Source organism: Massilia sp. UYP11, from assembly GCF_050434805.1.
Lineage (GTDB): Bacteria > Pseudomonadota > Gammaproteobacteria > Burkholderiales > Burkholderiaceae_D > Telluria.
This window is the reverse complement of sequence record NZ_JBNDJE010000025.1, coordinates 21,336-39,919: the sequence shown is the minus strand read 5'-3', so window position 1 is coordinate 39,919 and position 18,584 is coordinate 21,336. Positions and strand designations below refer to the sequence as shown.

Genomic DNA, 18,584 nt, shown 5'->3' with positions numbered 1-18,584 from the left:
TATAGCGCATGGTCCGGCCGACGACAGGGCCTGCTCACCACCCGGGCGCAGCCCTATCGCCCCCGCATTCGGTGTAAAGTAAGGGCAATACCAATTCGTCACACAACCATGAAATTCTGCTCCGAGTGCGCCCACCCCGTCCTGCTCACCATTCCCGAAGGCGATAACCGGCCGCGCTACGTCTGCACCCATTGCCACACGATCCACTACCAGAATCCGAAACTCGTGGTCGGCTCGATCCCGGTCTGGGAGGCCGACGGCCGGCTCCAGGTCCTGCTGTGCAAGCGTGCGATCGAGCCGCGCTACGGCTACTGGACCCTGCCGGCCGGCTTCATGGAAAACGAGGAGACCACCGGGCAGGCGGCGCTGCGCGAGACCGAGGAAGAAGCCGGCGCCAACGTCGAGCTCGGCCCCTTGTTCACCCTGCTCAACGTAGCCCACGTACACCAGGTCCACCTGTTCTACCGGGCGCGCCTGCTCGACCTGGACTTCGCGGCCGGCATCGAAAGCCTGGACGTGCAGTTGTTTACCGAAGCCGACATCCCCTGGGACGACCTGGCCTTCCCCACCATCCGCAGCACGCTGGAACTGTTCTTCGCCGACTGGATCAAAGTGCGCGAGGGGGGCGACTACGGCTTTCACAGCCGCGACATCGATCGCCCGATGATCGCCCCACGCGAACCGGATTGAGATGATTCCCTGGCTCGAGACCGATACGCCGTTTCCCGACGTATCCAAGGCATTGACGGTCGAGGCGCCGGGCCTGCTCGCGGCCGGCGCCGACCTGTCGCCGCCGCGCCTGCTGCAGGCTTACCGCAACGGTATTTTCCCCTGGTTTTCCGAAGGCCAGCCCATCCTGTGGTGGAGCACCGACCCGCGCATGGTGCTGTACACGGCCGACTTCAAGGTGAGCGACAGCCTGGCCAAGACGCTACGCAAGGTCGAGCGCAGCCGCCTCGAAGGGGGGCGTTGGGACGTGCGCTTCGACTCCGCGTTCGCCGACGTCATGCGCGCCTGCGCCGCGCCGCGCCGCGACGGCCCCGGCACCTGGATCTCGAACGAGATCATCGGCGGCTACAGCGGCCTGCACGCGCTGGGCTATGCCCACTCGTCCGAAGTCTGGCTCGACGGCGAACTGGTGGGCGGCGCCTATGGCGTCTGCATCGGCCGCATGTTCTATGGCGAATCGATGTTCGCGCGGGTGTCCGACGCTTCCAAGGTCGCGCTGGCCTACCTGGTGGCCTTCCTGCGCCGGCACGGCGTGCAGATGATCGACTGCCAGCAGGAGACCGGCCACCTGGCCTCGCTCGGCGCGGCGCCGATCCCGCGCAGCCGCTTCCTGGAGCACCTGCGCGCCGCCATCGCCGAGCCGCCCATCCGCCACTGGACGGTCGGTGCGCCGCTCGCAGCGCCAGGCGCGGCACCATCCGCGCCGTCCACGCCGTCCATGCCAGCCGCGGCGTCCACCGTGCAGCCCGACCAGACCGGCAATTCGCCCGCGATACCGTTGGATGGCTAACGGTGGGCCCGACCGGTTTTCGCTAGAATAGGCCCATCACACGTCGTCTCGAGAGTTTTTTGCATGACGCACCTACACGACCTGCCATTCGCGACGCTGCAGTTCTACACGACGGCGCCCTACCCCTGCAGCTATCTCGACGCGCGCCAGGCGCGTTCGCAGGTCGCCACACCGTCGCACCTGATCAATGCCGACGTGTATTCCGAACTGGTCAAGAATGGCTTCCGGCGCAGCGGCATCTTTACCTACCGCCCCTACTGCGACGGCTGCCAGGCCTGCATCCCGGTGCGCGTCAAGTGCGCGGACTTCACGCCCAACCGCACCCAGCGCCGCGCCTGGAAACGCCATGGCGACCTGGTCGCGATGGTGGCCAACCTGGCCTTCTCCGACGAGCACTACGCGCTCTACCTGCGCTACCAGACCACGCGCCACGTGGGCGGCGGCATGGACCAGGACAGCCGCGACCAGTACGCCCAGTTCCTGCTGCAAAGCCGCGTCAACACGCGCCTGGTCGAATTCCGCGAACCGGACGGCCTGCTGCGCATGGTGTCGATCATCGACGTGCTGTCCGACGGCCTGTCGTCGGTATATACCTTCTTCGACCCCGACGTCGAGAATGCCTCCTACGGCACCTACAATATCCTGTGGCAGGTGAACCAGGCCCACGAGCTGGGATTGTCCTACGTCTATCTCGGGTACTGGATCGAACAGAGCCCCAAGATGGCCTACAAGATCAACTTCCGGCCGCTCGAAGCCCGCATCGACGGCGAATGGGGCGTGCTGCAGCGTTAGCAGTCCGCTCCCGGCGCTGCCATGGCGTGTGATACAAGTGCTAACAAAGTCGTCGCTACTTGACTACGTATGCCGCAGCGCATCACGTTAGAATGATGGGGAGATCCTTTTAGAGTTCCCCATGCCCGACAAATTCCTGTACACCCTCGTTCGCCCCGCACTGTTCTCGCTCGATCCGGAGACGGCCCACAACTTCACCCTGCCCATGCTGCGTCGGGCAGCCGCGCTCGGCCTGACGGGCGGATTCCGGAAACCCCTGCCCGACCCGCGCACCGTCATGGGCATCACCTTCCCCAACCCGGTCGGCCTGGCCGCCGGCCTGGACAAGGATGGCGCCTACATCGACGGCCTGGCCGCGCTCGGCTTCGGCTCGATCGAGATCGGCACCGTCACCCCGCGCGGCCAGGCCGGCAACCCCAAGCCGCGCATGTTCCGCCTGCCGCGCGCGCGCGGCATCATCAACCGCATGGGCTTCAACAACGGCGGCGTCGACGCCTTCGTGGCCAACGTCCAGGCATCGCGCTTCTACCAGGAGCGCCAGGGCGTGCTGGGCCTGAACATCGGCAAGAACGCCGACACGCCGATCGAACGCGCGGCCGAGGATTACCTGCACTGCCTGCGCAAGGTCTATCCATATGCGAGCTACGTGACGGTGAACATCTCGTCGCCCAACACCAAGAACCTGCGCCAGCTGCAGGGCGCCTCGGAACTGGACGGCCTGCTGGCGCAGCTGAAGGCGGAGCAGACCAGGCTGGCCGAGCACCACGGCCACTACGTGCCGATCACGCTCAAGATCGCGCCCGACGTCGACGGCGACCAGATCCGCGACATCGCCGGCGCCCTGCTACGCCACAAGATCGACGGCGTGATCGCCACCAACACCACGCTCAACCGGCGCGACGTCGAGGGCATGAAGCATGCGCAGCAGGCCGGCGGCCTGTCCGGCGCCCCGGTGTTCGAGCAGTCCAACATCGTGATCCGCGCGCTCAAGACCGAGCTGCGCGACGACATCCCGATCATCGGCGTGGGCGGCATCATGCGCGGCCAGGACGCGAAGGCCAAGATCGCGGCCGGCGCCCAGCTGGTGCAGCTGTACAGCGGCCTGATCTACGCGGGCCCGAGGCTGGTGCGCGAGTGCGCCGACGCGCTGCGCGAGAGCGGCACGAAAAAGAAGAGATGAGCATGCAGCGCAAGACGCTGGGCCGCACCGACCTCGCGGTGAGCGCCGTCTGCCTCGGCACGATGACCTTCGGCGAGCAGAATACCGAGCAGGAAGCGCACGCCCAGCTGGACTACGCCCTCGAGCGCGGCATCAACTTCATCGATACCGCCGAGCTGTATCCGGTGCCGCCGAGCGCGGCGACCCAGGGTGCGACCGAGCGCTTCATCGGCTCCTGGCTCAAGGCGCGCGGCGGCCGTGACAAGCTGGTGCTGGCGACCAAGATCGCCGGCCCGAACGGCAACCAGGCCTGGATCCGCGGTTCAAGACACAACCTCGACGCCGCCAACCTGCGCGCGGCCGTCGACGCCAGCCTGCGCCGCCTGCAGACCGACTACATCGACCTCTACCAGCTGCACTGGCCGAGCCGCAACGTGCCGATCTTCGGCGCCAACGCGTTCGATCCGCGCAAGGAACGCGGCGGCGTGGCGATCGAGGACACCCTGCGCGCCCTGGCCGACCTGGTCAAGGCAGGCAAGATCCGCCACATCGGCGTGTCCAACGAAAGCCCGTGGGGCGTGTGCGAATTCGTCAAGCAGGCCGAGATCCACGGCCTGCCGCGCATCGCCACCATCCAGAACCTGTACAACCTCACCGCGCGCGCATTCGAGACCACCCTGCTGGACGAAGTCTGCTACCGCGAGGACGTGAGCCTGCTGGGCTACAGCCCGCTCGCCTTCGGCCAGCTGAGCGCCAAGTACGTCGACGACCCGCAGGCGCGCGGCCGCTTGAGCATCTATCCGCCGACCTGGAGCCCGCGCTACCTGCGCCCGGCGGTCCTGGAGGCCACCCGCGAGTATGCGGCGCTGGCGCGCGCGCACGGCTTGACGCCGGCGCAGATGGCGCTGGCCTGGTGCTATTCGAGGTGGTTCATGGGCTCGACCATCGTCGGGGCGACCACGCTGGCGCAGCTGGAAGAGAACATCGATGCGGCGCAGATCACCCTCAGTGACGAAGTGGTGCGGCGCATCGATGAGATTCATGGCCGGATCACGAACCCGGGCCAGTAGGCCAGGGCGACAAGCCGAACCGTCAACTACGTCGTCCCCGCGCAGGCGGGGACCCAAGTTCTGCAAGCGTCGTCGAAACGCTTGCAAGATTGGGTCCCCGCCTGCGTGGGGACGACGTTTTTTCGCTAACTCAAGAAGACTTTCGCCTTCACTTGACGTCATTGGGACACACGCCCCGTTTCCTCATTCCGCCGTCGCGATCGCCTTCTCGATATCGGCCCGCGTATAGCCCTGGGCGAAACGTTCGATGAAGTGGAAGGCATACGCGCGCAGGTACGTGCCGCGGCGCACCGCCAGGCGCGTCACGTTCTGCGCGAACAGATGCGAGGCCTCGATCGCGCGCAGCCCCTTGTCGCGGCCATGGTCGAACGCCATCGAGGCGACGATGCCCACGCCCAGGCCCAGCGACACGTACTGCTTGATCACGTCCGAATCCATCGCGGTGAGCACGATGTCCGGCGCCAGCCCGGCCTCGACGAAGGCGGCGTCGATGTGGCTGCGGCCGGTAAAGCCGACGTCATAGGTGATGAGCGGGTGCTCGGCCAGGTCTTCCAGGCGCAGCAGCGAGCCGCTGGCGAAGATCGGATGGCCCTCGGGCGCCACGACCAGGTGGCTCCAGCGGTAGCACGGGAAGGACACCAGGTCGGGGAAAGCCGACAGGCCCTCGGTCGCGATCCCGATGTCGGCCTTGCCGGAAGCCACCCATTCGGCGATGTGTTCCGGTGAACTCTGCTGCAAGGCGATGCGCACATTGGGGAAGGCGGCGCGGAACGACTGCACCACCTGCGGCAGCGCGTAGCGCGCCTGGGTGTGGGTGACGGCGACCGTGAGCGTGCCGCTGTCCTGCGCAGCGTACTCGCGGCTGGCCTGCTGCAGGTTCTCGGCTTCGACCAGCAGCTTTTCGACGATGCGCAGGATGCCCTTGCCCGGCGGCGTCAGGCCGGTCAGGCGCTTGCCGTTGCGCTCGAAAATGACCACGCCCAGCTCTTCCTCCAGCTCGCGGATCTGGCGCGAGACGCCCGGCTGCGAGGTGAACAGTGCGTTGGCGACTTCGGTCAGGTTGAAGTCGCGCCGGGCCGCTTCGCGGACCGAGCGCAACTGTTGGAAGTTCATATCGCGTTTCCTTCGTCGACGAACACTTCGATGCGGCGCGGACGCACCACCAGCGTCTCGCCTTCCTTGAGGCCCAGGCTGGCGAAGCGCTCGTTCGGCATCACCGCCTCGATCAGCTGCTGGTTGTCGGCGCGCTCCAGGTCGAGCTGGGCCAGCGGGCCGATCGCATGCGCGCGGCGCAGCTTGGCCACCACGCCTTCGGCGCCGGGCGTGTAGCGCTCCACGTCCAGGTCGTGCGGCCGCACGTAGCCGATGCCGGCGCCGTCACGCACGCCGGCGTGCTGCGGCGCCTGGAAACTCACATCGCCGCTGGCCAGCACGCCGTCGTTGACGCGGCCATGGAACAGGTTGACGTTGCCCAGGAAGCCGTACACGAAGGGCGAGGCCGGGTTGTTGTACACCTGGTCGGGGCTGCCCAGCTGCTCCACGCGACCCTTGTTCATCAGGACCACCTGGTCGGCCACTTCGAGCGCTTCTTCCTGGTCGTGGGTGACGAAGATCGAGGTCACGTGCAGGTCGTCGTGCAGGCGGCGCAGCCAGCGCCGCAGTTCCTTGCGCACCTTGGCGTCGAGCGCGCCGAACGGTTCATCGAGCAGCAGCACGCGCGGCTCCACCGCCAGCGCGCGCGCCAGGGCGATGCGCTGGCGCTGGCCGCCCGAGAGCTGCGGCGGATAGCGGTCGGCGATCCAGTCGAGCTGCACCAGCTCGAGCAGCTGCTTGACCTTCTCGCGGATCTGGGCTTCGCTCGGGCGGTCCTTGCGCGGCTTGACGCGCAGGCCGAAGGCGACGTTCTCAAACACGGTCATGTGCTTGAACAGCGCATAGTGCTGGAACACGAAGCCGACCTGGCGCTCGCGCACATGGCGGTGCGAGGAATCCTGGCCGTCGAGCAGCACGGCGCCGGAATCCGGGTATTCGAGGCCGGCGATGATGCGCAGCAGCGTGGTCTTGCCGCAGCCCGACGGGCCCAGCAAGGCGGTCAGTTCGCCGTCGGGGAACTGCAGCGAAACGTCGTCGAGCGCCGTGAACTGGCCGAACTGCTTGCGGATATGTTGTACTTCGATCGTCATGCGTGGCTCCGGCGTTGTTTCAGTGAGGGGCGTCGGTCGAAGCCCTGCGGGCTTCGTGCAGACGCCATTCGATTATGGACTTGACGGCCAGGGTCACCAGGGCGAGCAGCGCCAGCAGCGATGCGACGGCGAAGGCGGCCGTGAAGTTGTATTCGTTGTAGAGGATCTCGACGTGCAGCGGCATCGTGTTGGTCTCGCCGCGGATGTGGCCCGACACCACCGACACCGCGCCGAACTCGCCCATCGCACGGGCATTACACAGGATCACGCCATACAGCAGGCCCCATTTGATGTTCGGCATCGTCACGCGCCAGAAGGTCGACCAGCCCGAGGCGCCCAGCACCAGCGCGGCTTCCTCTTCTTCGGTGCCCTGCTGCTGCATCAGCGGAATCAGCTCGCGCGCCACGAACGGGAAAGTGATGAACACCGTGGCGAGCACGATGCCCGGCACCGCGAACAGGATCTTGATGTCGTGTTCCGCCAGCCAGGGACCGAACCAGCCCGAGGCGCCGAACAGCAGCACGTACATCAGGCCCGCGATCACCGGCGAGATCGAGAACGGCAGGTCGATCAGCGTCAGCAGGAGGCTCTTGCCGCGGAATTCGAACTTGGTGATGGCCCATGCCGCCGCCACGCCGAACACCAGGTTCAGCGGCACCGAGATCGCGGCTGCGATCAGGGTCAGCTTGATCGCGGATAAGGCGTCCGCATCGACGATCGCTTCGACGTAGACCTGCCATCCTTTTTTCAGCGCTTCGGTGAACACCGCCGCCAGCGGAATGAACAGGAACAGCGTCAGGAAGACGAGCGCGACGGCGATGAGGGCCACGCGCACCCAGCGCGGCTCGAGCACGCTGGTGTCGAGGCGCTTGTTGTTGGCGGGGCGTTTCGCCGGCTGCGCCACGTTGTCGAGGACCGCGCTCATGCCTTGCCCGCCCGTTTGCGCGTCCACGCCTGAAGAAGGTTAATCGTCAGCAGCAGGATGAAGGAGAACACCAGCATCACCACCGCGATCGCGGTCGCGCCGGTGTAGTCGTACTGCTCCAGCTTGGAGATGATCAAGAGCGGCGTGATCTCGGACACCATCGGCAGGTTGCCGGCGATGAAGATGACGGAGCCGTATTCGCCGGTGGCGCGGGCGAAGGCCAGCGCAAAGCCGGTCAGGAGCGCCGGCACGATGGTCGGCAGCACCACGCGCACGAAGGTCTGCAGCGGCGGCGCGCCCAGGCTGGCGGCGGCTTCCTCGAGTTCGCGCTCGGCTTCTTCGAGCACCGGCTGCACCGTGCGCACGACGAACGGCAGGCCGATGAAGGTCAGCGCCACCACCACGCCCAGCGGCGAGAACGCCACCTTGATGCCCAGCGTCGCCAGGTACTGGCCGATCCAGCCGTTGTGGGCGTACAGCGCGGTGAGCGTGATGCCGGCCACCGCGGTCGGCAGCGCGAACGGCAGGTCGACCAGGGCGTCGACGAAGCGCTTGCCGGGGAACTGGTAACGCACCAGCACCCAGGCCACGATGCCGCCGAAGACGACGTTGATGGCGGCCGCGATCAGGGATGCGCCAAAGCTCAGGCGGTAGGACGCCATCACGCGTTCGGACGTGACGGTGGCCCAGAAATCCGCCCAGCTCATGGTGGAGGTTTTCAGGAACACTGCCGACAGCGGAATGAGGACGATCAGCGCCAGGTAGAACAGCGTGAAGCCCAGCGAAATGCCGAAGCCGGGAATTACCCGGCCCGGTCGCTTGGGCTTGGGTGTTGCCGTGCTGCCCGGCAATGCAAGCGAAGTCATGCGAATCCTTATTACAAATTCTTCTATTGGACTCGAATATTCTCACGCTATATTCATAAAGCAAACGAAAGAATACTTATTTGCATAGACGGTAAACGCTATTTGATAGAGCGCAGTTTACAGCACCAGTTTGGCGGCCACCGCGGTCAGCGTGGTGGCCAGCAGCGCGCGCAAGAACCGCTCCGGGACGGCGCGCGCCGCCATGGCGCCAAGGGTAATGCCGGGCACCGAACCGACGAGCAGGGTCAGCAGCAACATCCAGTCGATCGAGCCGAGCCACCAGTGGCCGAGCGCGGCGATGGCGGTCAGCGGCACCGCGTAGGCGATGTCGGTGCCGGCCACTTCGGCCGGGGTCAGCTTGGGATACAGGAACACCAGCAGCGTCGCGCCGATGGCGCCGGCGCCGATCGAGGAGACCGTCACCAGCACGCCCAGCACGGCGCCGGAGATGATGGTGACCACCGCCAGGGTGCGGCCCTGCAGCTGGCGTTCCGGGTGGGCATGGATCCAGGCCATCAGGCGGCTGCGCAGCAGCAGCGCCAGCACGGTCAGCATCACCGAGCCGGCGATCGTGTAGCGGATCACCTGCCCGAGCTGTTCACTGAGCGCGCCGAAGTAGTTGAGCGCGATGGCGGCCACCACGGCCGCCGGCAGCGCGCCCAGGCACAGTCGGCCGACGATCGGCCAGTGCACGGTGCGGGTGAAGCGGTGGGTGATGGTGCCGGCGCTCTTGGTGATCGCGGCGAAGGCGAGGTCGGTGCCGACCGCGACCGAGGGCGAGACCCCGAACATCAGGGTCAACAGGGGCGTCATCAGCGAGCCGCCGCCGACGCCGGTCATGCCGACCAACAAACCTACCGCGAATCCTGCTATTACATACGTCATCGACATGCCGAGCTCTCCTGTAGCGTACAGGGTAAGGCGCAGGCTGCCGGTTTCCAAAGGACAGCTTTCTCATTTGCTTATGCAAAGATATTCGTCCCATGACGCTGACCATCGCGGGTTCGTTGGCTGAACACCACGAAAAACGGCGAACCTGGGTTCGCCGTCTTGCGGTGCGCACGGGCAATCGCGCCCGTGCAGCCAGCCATTCGATGCGGATTACTTGTTTGGCTGTGGCGTCAGGCGCAGGTAAGGACGCGGCGCCTCGAAGCCTTTCGGATACTTCTGCTTGATCACTTCGGGATCGGTGACGGTCAGCGGGATGATGACCGGGTCGCCGTCCTTCCAGTTGCCCGGCGTGGCGACGGTGTAGCCGTCGGTCAGTTGCAGGGCATCGATCACGCGCAGCACTTCGTCGAAGTTGCGGCCGGTGCTCATCGGGTAGGTGATAGTCAGGCGCACTTTCTTGGCCGGGTCGATCACGAATAGCGAGCGCACGGTGGCGGTGGCCGAGGCGTTCGGGTGGATCATGTCGTACAGCTCGGACACGGTCTTGTCGGCATCGGCCACGATCGGGAAACCGACCACGGTCTGCTGGGTTTCCTCGATGTCGCGGATCCAGTCGAGGTGCTTGTCGGCCGGGTCGACCGACAGCGCGATCGCCTTGACGTTGCGCTTGTCGAACTCCGGCTTGAGCTTGGCGGTCAGGCCCAGCTCGGTCGTGCATACCGGCGTGAAGTCGGCCGGGTGCGAGAACAGCACCACCCAGGATTCGCCTGCCCACTCGTGGAAGCGGATCTTGCCGATGCTGGAATCCTGCTCGAAATCGGGAGCGGTGTCGCCGAGGCGTAAGGTCATAGTCTTCTCCATGGTTAAGTCATACATATTGCCGCCCGCAAACGCCGGCAGCGCGCCGCCGGCAGGGGCGGTCCTGAATGAACCCGCCACCCACGCGGATGGCGTCAAACAAAACGGTTGTACAGCACGACGGCCCAGGTGGCGGCCGCCAGCAGCAGGGTCAGGGCCACCGCGGCGCTGCCCAGGTCCTTGGCCGCCTTGGACAATGGATGGCGCTCCAGCGAGATGCGGTCGACCACCGCCTCGATCGCCGAATTGATCAGCTCGACCACCATCACCACGACCAGCACGCCGATCAGGGCCAGCTTCTGGAAACCGGACACCGGCAGCAGCAGCGCCGCCACGCTGGCGATGGCGATCACCACGACCTCTTGCCGGAACGCCGCTTCGCTGCGCCAGGCCCAGCGCAGGCCGTCCCAGGTGTTGCGGCAGGCGGCGCCGAGCCGCTCCAGGCCGCGCAAGGTCTTGAACTCGCTGATCGGGTTTTCCATCGTGCCTGGCATCCAACATGCGGGAACGACATTATGCCCGGTCCCGTACAAGCATGTGGCAAGTCGGCCCGCGACGCAACCCGCCGGTTTGCATCATCTTTTCACATCATGGTATAAAGGGAACGATACTGCACTGCACCAACCACATCATGAAAATGGAAACGCCCACCCCAGCCAAGACATCGATCCAGGTCATCGAGCGCATGATGGCGCTGCTCGATGCATTGGCAAGCTATACCGATCCGGTCAGCCTCAAGGAATTGTCGCGGGTATCGGGCCTGCATCCCTCGACCGCGCACCGCATCCTCAACGACATGGTGGTCACGCGCTTCGTCGACCGGGTCGAGCCGGGCACCTACCGCCTCGGCATGCGCCTGCTGGAACTGGGCAACGTGGTCAAGAGCCGGCTGTCGGTGCGCGAAGCGGCGCTCGACGCCATGCGCGCCCTGCACCGCAAGACCCAGCAGACGGTGAACCTGTCGGTGCGCCAGGGCGACGAGATCGTCTACATCGACCGCGCCTTCTCGGAGCGCTCGGGCATGCAGGTGGTGCGCGCCATCGGCGGGCGCGGCCCGCTGCACCTCACCTCGACCGGCAAGCTGTTCCTGTCGGTGGACGACGTCAAGGCGATCCGCGCCTATGCCACCCGCACGGGGCTGGCGGGCCACACGCGCAATTCGATCACCGAACTGGCGCGGCTGGAGCGCGAGCTGAGCCTGGTGCGGGCGCGCGGCTATGCGCGCGACAACGAGGAACTGGAACTGGGCGTGCGCTGCATGGCGGCCGGCATCCATGACGACAGCGGCAAGCTGGTGGCGGGATTGTCGATCTCGGCGCCGGCCGACCGCTTGCAGGAAGACTGGCTCGAAGATCTGGTGCAGACGGCGTCGCGGATTTCGTCGACGCTCGGTTACCGGTCGACGCCGGTATAAGGGCACGTCGAAAAACCTGCTGCGCGTTGCATTTTCGGTCTGCGATGCTCGCTGTACTCCAGTACAGCTGCGCTTCTCAACCTGCGCGGCCCGACCGAAACTGCTGCCGCTCGCAACGGTTTTTCGAGGCGCCCTTAAGCCGCCCCGTCGTGACTAATGCGGCAGCGCCGGGGCGCTGGCCGTGATCGTCGGCGTGCGCACCGCGTCGACGTCCATGCGGTCCGGCAGCGACTCGATCCAGCGGCGGATGCGGCCGGCGTCGGCCGTGCGCGACATCTTGCCTTTCGAATCCAGGAACACCATCACCACATTGCGGCCATGGATCATGGCCTGCATCACCAGGCAACGCCCCGCTTCATTGATGAAGCCGGTCTTTTGCAGGCCGATGTTCCAGTCCGGCAGCGACACCAGGTAGTTGGTGTTCGCGTAATGCATGGTGCGACCGCTGGCCTGCACGGTCGATTTCGGCGTGGTGGAGAATTCGCGCAGCAGCGGGTCTTCGTGGGCCGCCATCACCAGCTTGACGAGGTCGCGCGCGCTCGAGACGTTGCGGCTCGACAGGCCGCTGGTATCGACGTAACGGGTGTCCTTCATGCCGAGTGCGCGCGCCTTGGCGTTCATCGCGGCGACGAAGGCTTCGATGCCGCCCGGGTAGTTGCGGCCCAGCGCCGAGGCGGCGCGGTTCTCGGAACTCATGAGGGTGATGTGCAGCAGTTCGCGCCGCGTCATGCGCGCGCCGACCGGCAGCCGCGAGCTGCTGTATTTCAGGCGGTCGACGTCGGCGTCGGTGACGCGCAGCACTTCGTCGAGATCCTGCTTGGCCTCCATCACGACCATGCCGGTCATCAGCTTGGTGATCGAGGCGATCGGCAGCGCGACGTTGGCGTTCTTCTCGAACAACACTTCGGCGCTGTTCTGGTCCACCACATAGGCGACGCTGGAGCGCAGGGACAGCGGATCGTCCGTCTTGTCCAGGCCCGCCCTGTCGCCCGCCGTCGCGACCGCCGCGACCGCGGCCGCCGCGGTACGCGCGGGGTGATAGGTGACGACGCGCTTGCCGTTGACGGTCCGCACCCGGCGCACCATGCGCTGGCCATTGGCGCCGACGCTGGCGACTTCCTTGCGCTTCTTGGTGGCGCGGGCCTTGGCTTTGCGCTTGGGCTTTTTCTTGGCAACCTTGGCAGGCTTGGACTTCTGCGCCTGTTCGGTTGCGCCCGCACCTGCGCCCGCCCCCGCACCGGATGCCTGCATTGGTGCAATAGCGAACAACGTGGCGACAACCGCAGCCAAAACAAGTTTAAACATCGAAACGCCCCTGAACCAAACTGATGAGATACAGATGAAAGTGTAGCGGAACGACGCTCGATCGCAAGCGAAAAGAACATTCCATGCGGCAATAATCCGCGAAAACCAACACCTTCCCCGCTCGCAAACTTCCTTTTGATATCAATGAGATATTGTTGGTTGTTAGTTTAGTGTCTAACTTGATGGACGCTTCAATCCAGGAAGCGGGCGAATCCCTGGCTGGGTTCGCGCTCGGTTTGCAGCGTGTTTTCGATCCGCGCCGGATCGGCCCAGCCCAGCGCCATGCCGCACACGACCATCTCGCTCGGCGCCAGCCCAAGTTCGGCCGCGATGATCCGATGATACTGCGTAAAAGCGGCTTGTGGGCAGGTATCCAGCCCCCTCGCCCGCGCCGCCACCATGATGTTCTGCAAGAACATTCCATAATCGAGCCACGAGCCCTGCTCCATGATGCGGTCGATGGTGAAAATCATCCCGACCGGCGCATCGAAGAAGGTGAAATTGCGCCCATGCTGGGCCGCCATGCCGGCCTTGTCGTCGCGCTTCAGTCCCAGCAGGCCGTATAGATCCCAGCCGACCTTGCGGCGCCGGTCGATGTACGGCGACACCCATTCGCGCGGATAGTAGGGATATTCCTCCTGATGCTGGACGGCCTGTTCGGGGTCGGCATACGCCGCCAGGATCGCGCGCGACAGGCGCGCGCGTGCTTCGCCGGTCAGCACGTGGACTTTCCACGGCTGGGTGTTGGTGCCGGACGGCGCGCGCGCCGCCACGTCCAGGATGCGGACGATGTCTTCACGCGCGACCGGCTTGTCGAGGAAGGCGCGGATCGAACGGCGCGAGGTGATGGCGGCGTCGACGGCCGCCTGGCTGGGATTGTCGATGGTCATGGGGTCTCCTGTGGTTTGCGCACGACGAAAGCGACGCCGGCGACGGCCACCGCCATTCCGGCCAGGCCGAGCACGTTGAAGGTTTCGCCGAACAGCAGCCAGGCCATGATGGCCGTGGTCGGCGGGGTCAGGTACATCAGGCTGGTCACCTCGGTGGCCTGGCTGCGGCCGATGAGTTTAAACAGCAGGAAGATGGCGCCGATCGACAGCGCGAACACCGACCACAGCCAGGCGATGATGAAGTCGGCGCTCCAGGTGATGCTCGAGAACGCCGGATCGAGGTCTTCCAGCCACACCGCGATCGGCGCCAGCACCAGCACCGTGGCCCCGAACTGGATCGCGGTGCCGCTGCGCAGGTCGAAGCGCGGGCAGAACCGGCGCTGCACCATGGTGCCGGCCGTAATGCTCAGCAGTGCGAACACGCACAGGCCGAGGGCGGCGGGCGACAGCCCGGCCAGCCCCAGCTTGGCGTAGACCACCAGCCCCACGCCGGACAGGCCGAGCAGCAGGCCCAGCCATTGTATCGGCCGCACCCGCTCGCCGATCAGCGGCGCAGCAGCGGCGGTGAGGATCGGCTGCATGCCGACGATCAGGGCGGTCAATCCAGCCGGCATGCCGAGCTTGATGGCGGCCCATACGCCGCCCAGATAGCCCGCCTGCAGCAGCAGGCCGGAGACCGCGATGGGCAGGACTTGCCCACGCGGCCATGGCGCATGCCACAGCAGCATCAACGGCAGCAGCACCGCCAGCACGCCCAGGCAGCGCACGATGAGGAAGGTCAGCGGCGGCGCGTATGGCAGGCCGAGCTTGGCGACGATGAAACCCGTGCTCCAGAGGAAGACGAAGAACAGCGGCACGGGCGACAGCCAGGAGCTGCCGGGCATGGAGGTGACGTGGGTAGACATGGTCCTGGCGCAGCGCACGACATTGAATGAATCGCAAGCACCGAGTCTAGCATGCTCTCTACAATGGAGTTTTGACTGGCCGAAAGATGCACAAGGTTTGCGCGAGATCAATTGACTTTTCTTGCATTAAATGCATTCAACGGAATTATGTATCTTGGATGGTGCAACGCATCAAAAACACTTGACGCTTCAACCGAACTGACAGAGAATCTGTCCTGTTGCGGTGCACAAAAAGAGTTTCGTTGCGGTTTGATGAAGAACCTGTTTCACAGGCAATAGTCCATTCTTGAAACGACATATTTGGAGAGCCACATGTTTGCAATCCCTGAACAATTTTCGAACGCCACCAAGGCCAGCCTCGAATCGCAATTCGCCCTGTTTTCGGCACTGACCTCGAAAACCTTCGAAGGCATGGAAAAGCTGGTTGAGCTGAACATCAGCACCGCGCGCTCGACTCTGGAAGATTCGTCGGCCGCTGCCCGCCAGCTGCTGAGCGCCAAGGACCCGCAAGAGTTCTTCTCGCTGACCGCCGCGCAGGCCCAGCCGAACGCGGAGAAAGCCCTGTCGTACAGCCGCCAGCTGGCCTCGATCGCCACCGGCACCGGCGCCGAGTTCTCGAAAGCCGCCGAAAGCCAGATCGTCGAAGCCAACCGCAAGGTCATCTCGCTGGTCGACGAAGTGAGCAAGAACGCCCCGGCCGGTTCGGAAAGCTTCGTCGCCGCCGTCAAGACCGCGATCAGCAACGCCAACGCCGGCTACGAGCAATTCAGCAAGACCTCCAAGCAGGCGGTCGAAGCGATGGAAAGCAATATGAACGCCGCCGTGTCGCAATTTTCTGCAACTGCTGCGAAGGCTGGCAATGCTGCCAGCGCTGCCACGGCTGCCGCTGCGGCCTAAGCTGCGGCTGGTCAAATAACGAAGGCCGGAGACGCAATCGCGTCTCCGGCCTTCTTGCATCTGACCTTGCCGTAGGGTCGGCGGCTGAGCCGCCGACGCGGTGATGGTTGGCGGCCAAATCATCCGGCGCGGCATCGGAGCCGGTAACGATCACCGCGTCGGCGGCGGAGCCGCCGACCCTACGACTGGTTCATTCGCCGAGGTAAGCCGCCTGCACCCGCGGATCGTCGAGCATATCGCGCGCATTGCCGCTCATGGTGATCGCGCCCGAATCCATTACGTAGCCGCGGTGCGCGGCCTGCAGCGCCAGCCTGGCGTTCTGCTCCACCAGCAGGATCGTGATGCCTTGCCGCGACACGTCTCGGATCACCTCGAAGATCTTCTCGACCATGATCGGGGCCAGGCCCATCGACGGCTCGTCCAGCAGCAGCAGGGTCGGATGGCTCATCAATGCGCGCGCCATCGCCAGCATCTGCTGCTCGCCGCCCGACAGCGTGCCCGCCAGCTGGCTGGACCGCTCTTTCAACCGCGGGAAGACGGTGTACCACTTCTCGATGTCGGCATCGATTCCGGCCTGGTCGTCGCGCGTGTAAGCGCCCATCAACAGGTTTTCGTGGATCGACATGCGGGTAAACACGCCCCGCCCTTCCGGCACCATGGCCAGCTTCTGGCGCACCATGCGGAACGACTGCGTGCCGCGCAGGGGCTGGCCGAGATAGGTGATCGTCCCCTCGACCTTGCACGGCGGCAGGGTGCCGGTGATGGCCTTCAGGGTGGTGGTCTTGCCGGCGCCGTTGGCGCCGATCAGCGTCACCAGCTCGCCTTTCGCAACGGTGAGGTCGACGCCCTTGACCGCCTTGATGCCGCCGTAGGCAACCTTCAGGCCGGCGATGTTCAGAACGATGTCAGCCATCAGTGGGCACCTCCAAGGTAGGCGTCGATCACCGCCTGGTTCTTCTGGATCTCGGCCGGCAAGCCTTCGGCGATCTGCTTGCCGTATTCGAGCACCGTGATGCGGTCGCACAGGCCCATCATGAGCTTGACGTCGTGCTCGATCAGCAGCACGGTTCGGCCCTCGGCCTTGATTTTCACCAGCAGTTCGCGCAGCGCCAGCTTTTCGGTGGCGTTCATGCCGGCCGCCGGTTCGTCCAGCGCCAGCAGTTGCGGATCGGTGGCGAGCGCGCGCGCGATTTCCAGGCGGCGCTGGTCGCCGTAGGACAGGAATTTCGCAGTGCGGTTGGCATACTTTCCGATGCCGACGAACTCGAGCAGCTCCTGCGCGCGCGCCCGGATCGCCGCTTCTTCTTCGCGCGCCGCCCTGTGGCGTAGGATCGCGCCCAGCACGCCCTGCTTCGTGCGCACGTGGCGGCCGACCATCACGTTCTCGAGCGCGCTCATCTCGCCGAACAGGCGGATGTTCTGGAAGGTGCGGGCGATGCCGGCCCTGGCCACGTCGTGCGGCGCCGAGGGCGAATACGGCTTGCCGGCCAGCTCGAAGGTGCCGCTGTCCGGCTGATACAGGCCCGTGATCACGTTGAAGAAGGTGGTCTTGCCGGCGCCGTTGGGGCCGATCAGGCCATAGATCTGGCCCTGCATGATCCGGATGCCGACGTCGGTCAGCGCCTGCAGGCCGCCGAAGCGCTTGTTCACGCCCTGCACGTTCAGGAGGATTTGTTCGCTCATGGTATATCCACTCATCGCGCGGCCGCCGCTTCTTCTTCCTCGCGCGCCAGGGCGGCGTTGGGACGCTCTTCCCTGTTCGGCGACGGCCACAGGCCGGCCGGGCGGATCAGCATGATCAGCACCAGGGCCAGGCCGTACAGCAACTGGCGCAGCACCTCGGCCTCGATGACCACTTTACCGAACAGCGCCTGCTGCGCCGGATCGACCACGTGGCGCAGCACCTCGGGCAAGGCCGCGAGCAGCACGCCGCCCAGCACCACGCCCGGAATGTGGCCGATGCCGCCCAGCACCACCATCGCCAGCACCGCGATCGATTCGGTCAGCGAGAACGATTCGGGCGACACGAAGCCCTGGAAGGCGCCGAACATCGCGCCGGCCACGCCGCCGAAGGACGCGCCCATGGCGAACGCCAGCAGCTTGACGTTGCGGGTATTGATGCCCATCGCCTTGGCCGCGATCTCGTCTTCGCGGATCGCCACCCAGGCCCGGCCCAGGCGCGAATGCTGGAGGCGCCCGGTGATGAAGATCGTCGCGATCACCATGGCCAGGAACAGGAAGTAATAGGCGTTCACCGACGGCATCGCGTAGTCGCCGATCATGACGTTGGCGCCAGACCCCGGCTCGCCCGCCAGCGACACCCCGAACACGCGGATCGGGTCGATCATGTTGATCCCCTGCGGCCCGTTGGTGAAGTTGATCGGGTCGTTCAGGTTGTTCATGAAGATGCGGATGATCTCGCCGAAGCCGAGCGTCACGATGGCGAGGTAGTCGCCGCGCAGCTTGAGAGTCGGGGCGCCCAGCAGCGCGCCGCACAGCGCGGCGAACAACGCCGCCAGCGGCACGATGGCCCACAGCGACAGGTGGATGCCGTTCTGGGCGATCTCGGGACCGAAGAAGGCCACCAGCGCTTCGCCGAGCGCCGGCGAATAATAGATGAGCGACTCCAGCAGCGCCGCGAACTGCGGCGACGAGAACAGGCCCACCAGGTAGGCGCCGACGGCGAAGAAGGCGATATAGCCCAGGTCGAGCAGGCCCGCGAAGCCGACCACGATGTTCAGGCCGAGCGCCAGCATGATGTACAGCAGCGCGATGTCGATGATGCGCACCCACGAGTTGCCATACTGCGAGGCGACGAAGGGGAACGCGAGCATGATGGCCAGCACGATCGCCATGCTGACGTACGCCTGGCGCGGCTTGTGCTGGGTGTCGAAGGTCAGGAGTGCCATG

General features: G+C 65.5%; 20 protein-coding genes. 7 read left to right on the top strand and 13 right to left on the bottom strand.

Annotated features, from left to right (window positions below; all coding sequences use genetic code 11):
* The first annotated feature begins 108 nt into the window (after positions 1-108).
* The 5 genes from ABIB38_RS21960 (at position 109) to ABIB38_RS21940 (ending at position 4,540) form a co-directional block, all read left to right on the top strand.
* Positions 109-690 (top strand): NUDIX hydrolase, encoded by a 582-nt coding sequence (locus ABIB38_RS21960; protein WP_429206823.1) that lies wholly within the window; start codon positions 109-111, stop codon positions 688-690.
* A gap of 1 nt (position 691) precedes the next feature.
* Positions 692-1,519, top strand: coding sequence for a leucyl/phenylalanyl-tRNA--protein transferase (gene aat, locus ABIB38_RS21955; protein WP_429206822.1), 828 nt, complete (start codon positions 692-694; stop codon positions 1,517-1,519).
* A gap of 63 nt (positions 1,520-1,582) precedes the next feature.
* The gene (locus ABIB38_RS21950; protein ID WP_429206821.1) at positions 1,583-2,311 is read left to right on the top strand and encodes an arginyltransferase; all 729 of its coding nucleotides are present in this window, start codon (positions 1,583-1,585) and stop codon (positions 2,309-2,311) included.
* Positions 2,312-2,432: 121 nt separating this feature from the next.
* Positions 2,433-3,491 carry a quinone-dependent dihydroorotate dehydrogenase gene (locus tag ABIB38_RS21945; RefSeq protein WP_429206820.1) on the top strand — a complete coding sequence of 353 codons (1,059 nt, stop codon included), beginning with the start codon at positions 2,433-2,435 and terminating at the stop codon, positions 3,489-3,491.
* Between the two features lie 2 nt (positions 3,492-3,493).
* Positions 3,494-4,540: an aldo/keto reductase gene (locus ABIB38_RS21940; RefSeq protein WP_429206819.1), complete on the top strand. Its 1,047-nt coding sequence runs from the start codon at positions 3,494-3,496 to the stop codon at positions 4,538-4,540.
* A gap of 183 nt (positions 4,541-4,723) precedes the next feature.
* Here the strand turns inward: ABIB38_RS21940 and ABIB38_RS21935 are convergent, their stop codons facing one another.
* The 7 genes from ABIB38_RS21935 to ABIB38_RS21905 form a co-directional block, all read right to left on the bottom strand.
* Positions 4,724-5,653 (bottom strand): CysB family HTH-type transcriptional regulator, encoded by a 930-nt coding sequence (locus ABIB38_RS21935; RefSeq protein ID WP_429206818.1) that lies wholly within the window; start codon positions 5,651-5,653, stop codon positions 4,724-4,726.
* Positions 5,650-6,723, bottom strand: a complete 1,074-nt coding sequence (locus ABIB38_RS21930; RefSeq protein ID WP_429206817.1) for a sulfate/molybdate ABC transporter ATP-binding protein — start codon at positions 6,721-6,723, stop codon at positions 5,650-5,652. Before ABIB38_RS21930 ends, ABIB38_RS21935 begins: the two co-directional genes overlap by 4 nt.
* A gap of 19 nt (positions 6,724-6,742) precedes the next feature.
* Complete coding sequence (gene cysW, locus ABIB38_RS21925) at positions 6,743-7,648, bottom strand: sulfate ABC transporter permease subunit CysW (RefSeq protein WP_429206816.1); 906 nt, start codon at positions 7,646-7,648, stop codon at positions 6,743-6,745.
* Entirely contained in the window at positions 7,645-8,514 is an 870-nt protein-coding gene (gene cysT, locus ABIB38_RS21920) for a sulfate ABC transporter permease subunit CysT (RefSeq protein WP_429206815.1), read from the bottom strand. Before cysT ends, cysW begins: the two co-directional genes overlap by 4 nt.
* A gap of 117 nt (positions 8,515-8,631) precedes the next feature.
* On the bottom strand, positions 8,632-9,405 hold the full coding sequence (locus ABIB38_RS21915; RefSeq protein ID WP_429206814.1) for a sulfite exporter TauE/SafE family protein: 774 nt from the start codon (positions 9,403-9,405) through the stop codon (positions 8,632-8,634).
* Between the two features lie 210 nt (positions 9,406-9,615).
* Positions 9,616-10,254, bottom strand: coding sequence for a peroxiredoxin (locus ABIB38_RS21910; protein ID WP_429206813.1), 639 nt, complete (start codon positions 10,252-10,254; stop codon positions 9,616-9,618).
* Between the two features lie 104 nt (positions 10,255-10,358).
* Positions 10,359-10,745 carry a diacylglycerol kinase gene (locus ABIB38_RS21905; RefSeq protein WP_429206812.1) on the bottom strand — a complete coding sequence of 129 codons (387 nt, stop codon included), beginning with the start codon at positions 10,743-10,745 and terminating at the stop codon, positions 10,359-10,361.
* A 149-nt stretch (positions 10,746-10,894) separates the two neighbouring features.
* Between ABIB38_RS21905 and ABIB38_RS21900 the strand changes: the two genes are divergently transcribed.
* On the top strand, positions 10,895-11,677 hold the full coding sequence (locus ABIB38_RS21900; RefSeq protein ID WP_429206811.1) for an IclR family transcriptional regulator: 783 nt from the start codon (positions 10,895-10,897) through the stop codon (positions 11,675-11,677).
* 153 nt (positions 11,678-11,830) lie between these two features.
* Here the strand turns inward: ABIB38_RS21900 and pbpG are convergent, their stop codons facing one another.
* The 3 genes from pbpG to ABIB38_RS21885 all read right to left on the bottom strand — a co-directional run bounded on the left by pbpG (position 11,831) and on the right by ABIB38_RS21885 (position 14,777).
* Entirely contained in the window at positions 11,831-12,982 is a 1,152-nt protein-coding gene (gene pbpG, locus ABIB38_RS21895; protein WP_429206810.1) for a D-alanyl-D-alanine endopeptidase, read from the bottom strand.
* A 191-nt stretch (positions 12,983-13,173) separates the two neighbouring features.
* A complete protein-coding gene (locus tag ABIB38_RS21890; protein ID WP_429206809.1) occupies positions 13,174-13,872 on the bottom strand; it encodes a nitroreductase in 699 nt (232 codons plus the stop codon).
* The gene (locus ABIB38_RS21885) at positions 13,869-14,777 is read right to left on the bottom strand and encodes a DMT family transporter (protein WP_429206808.1); all 909 of its coding nucleotides are present in this window, start codon (positions 14,775-14,777) and stop codon (positions 13,869-13,871) included. The genes ABIB38_RS21890 and ABIB38_RS21885 overlap by 4 nt, the downstream gene beginning before the upstream one ends.
* A gap of 312 nt (positions 14,778-15,089) precedes the next feature.
* On the opposite strand from ABIB38_RS21885, the gene ABIB38_RS21880 reads away from it, so the two are divergent.
* Complete coding sequence (locus ABIB38_RS21880) at positions 15,090-15,674, top strand: phasin family protein (RefSeq protein WP_429206807.1); 585 nt, start codon at positions 15,090-15,092, stop codon at positions 15,672-15,674.
* A gap of 190 nt (positions 15,675-15,864) precedes the next feature.
* Here ABIB38_RS21880 and ABIB38_RS21875 read toward each other — a convergent pair whose 3' ends face one another.
* Genes ABIB38_RS21875 through ABIB38_RS21865 form a run of 3 tightly spaced genes read right to left on the bottom strand, consistent with a single transcriptional unit; the run spans position 15,865 to position 18,583 of the window.
* Positions 15,865-16,587, bottom strand: coding sequence for an ABC transporter ATP-binding protein (locus ABIB38_RS21875; RefSeq protein WP_429206806.1), 723 nt, complete (start codon positions 16,585-16,587; stop codon positions 15,865-15,867).
* Positions 16,587-17,357, bottom strand: coding sequence for an ABC transporter ATP-binding protein (locus ABIB38_RS21870; RefSeq protein ID WP_429206805.1), 771 nt, complete (start codon positions 17,355-17,357; stop codon positions 16,587-16,589). The genes ABIB38_RS21875 and ABIB38_RS21870 overlap by 1 nt, the downstream gene beginning before the upstream one ends.
* Positions 17,358-17,368: 11 nt before the next feature.
* A complete protein-coding gene (locus ABIB38_RS21865) occupies positions 17,369-18,583 on the bottom strand; it encodes an ABC transporter permease subunit (RefSeq protein WP_429206804.1) in 1,215 nt (404 codons plus the stop codon).
* Position 18,584: the final 1 nt, after the last annotated feature.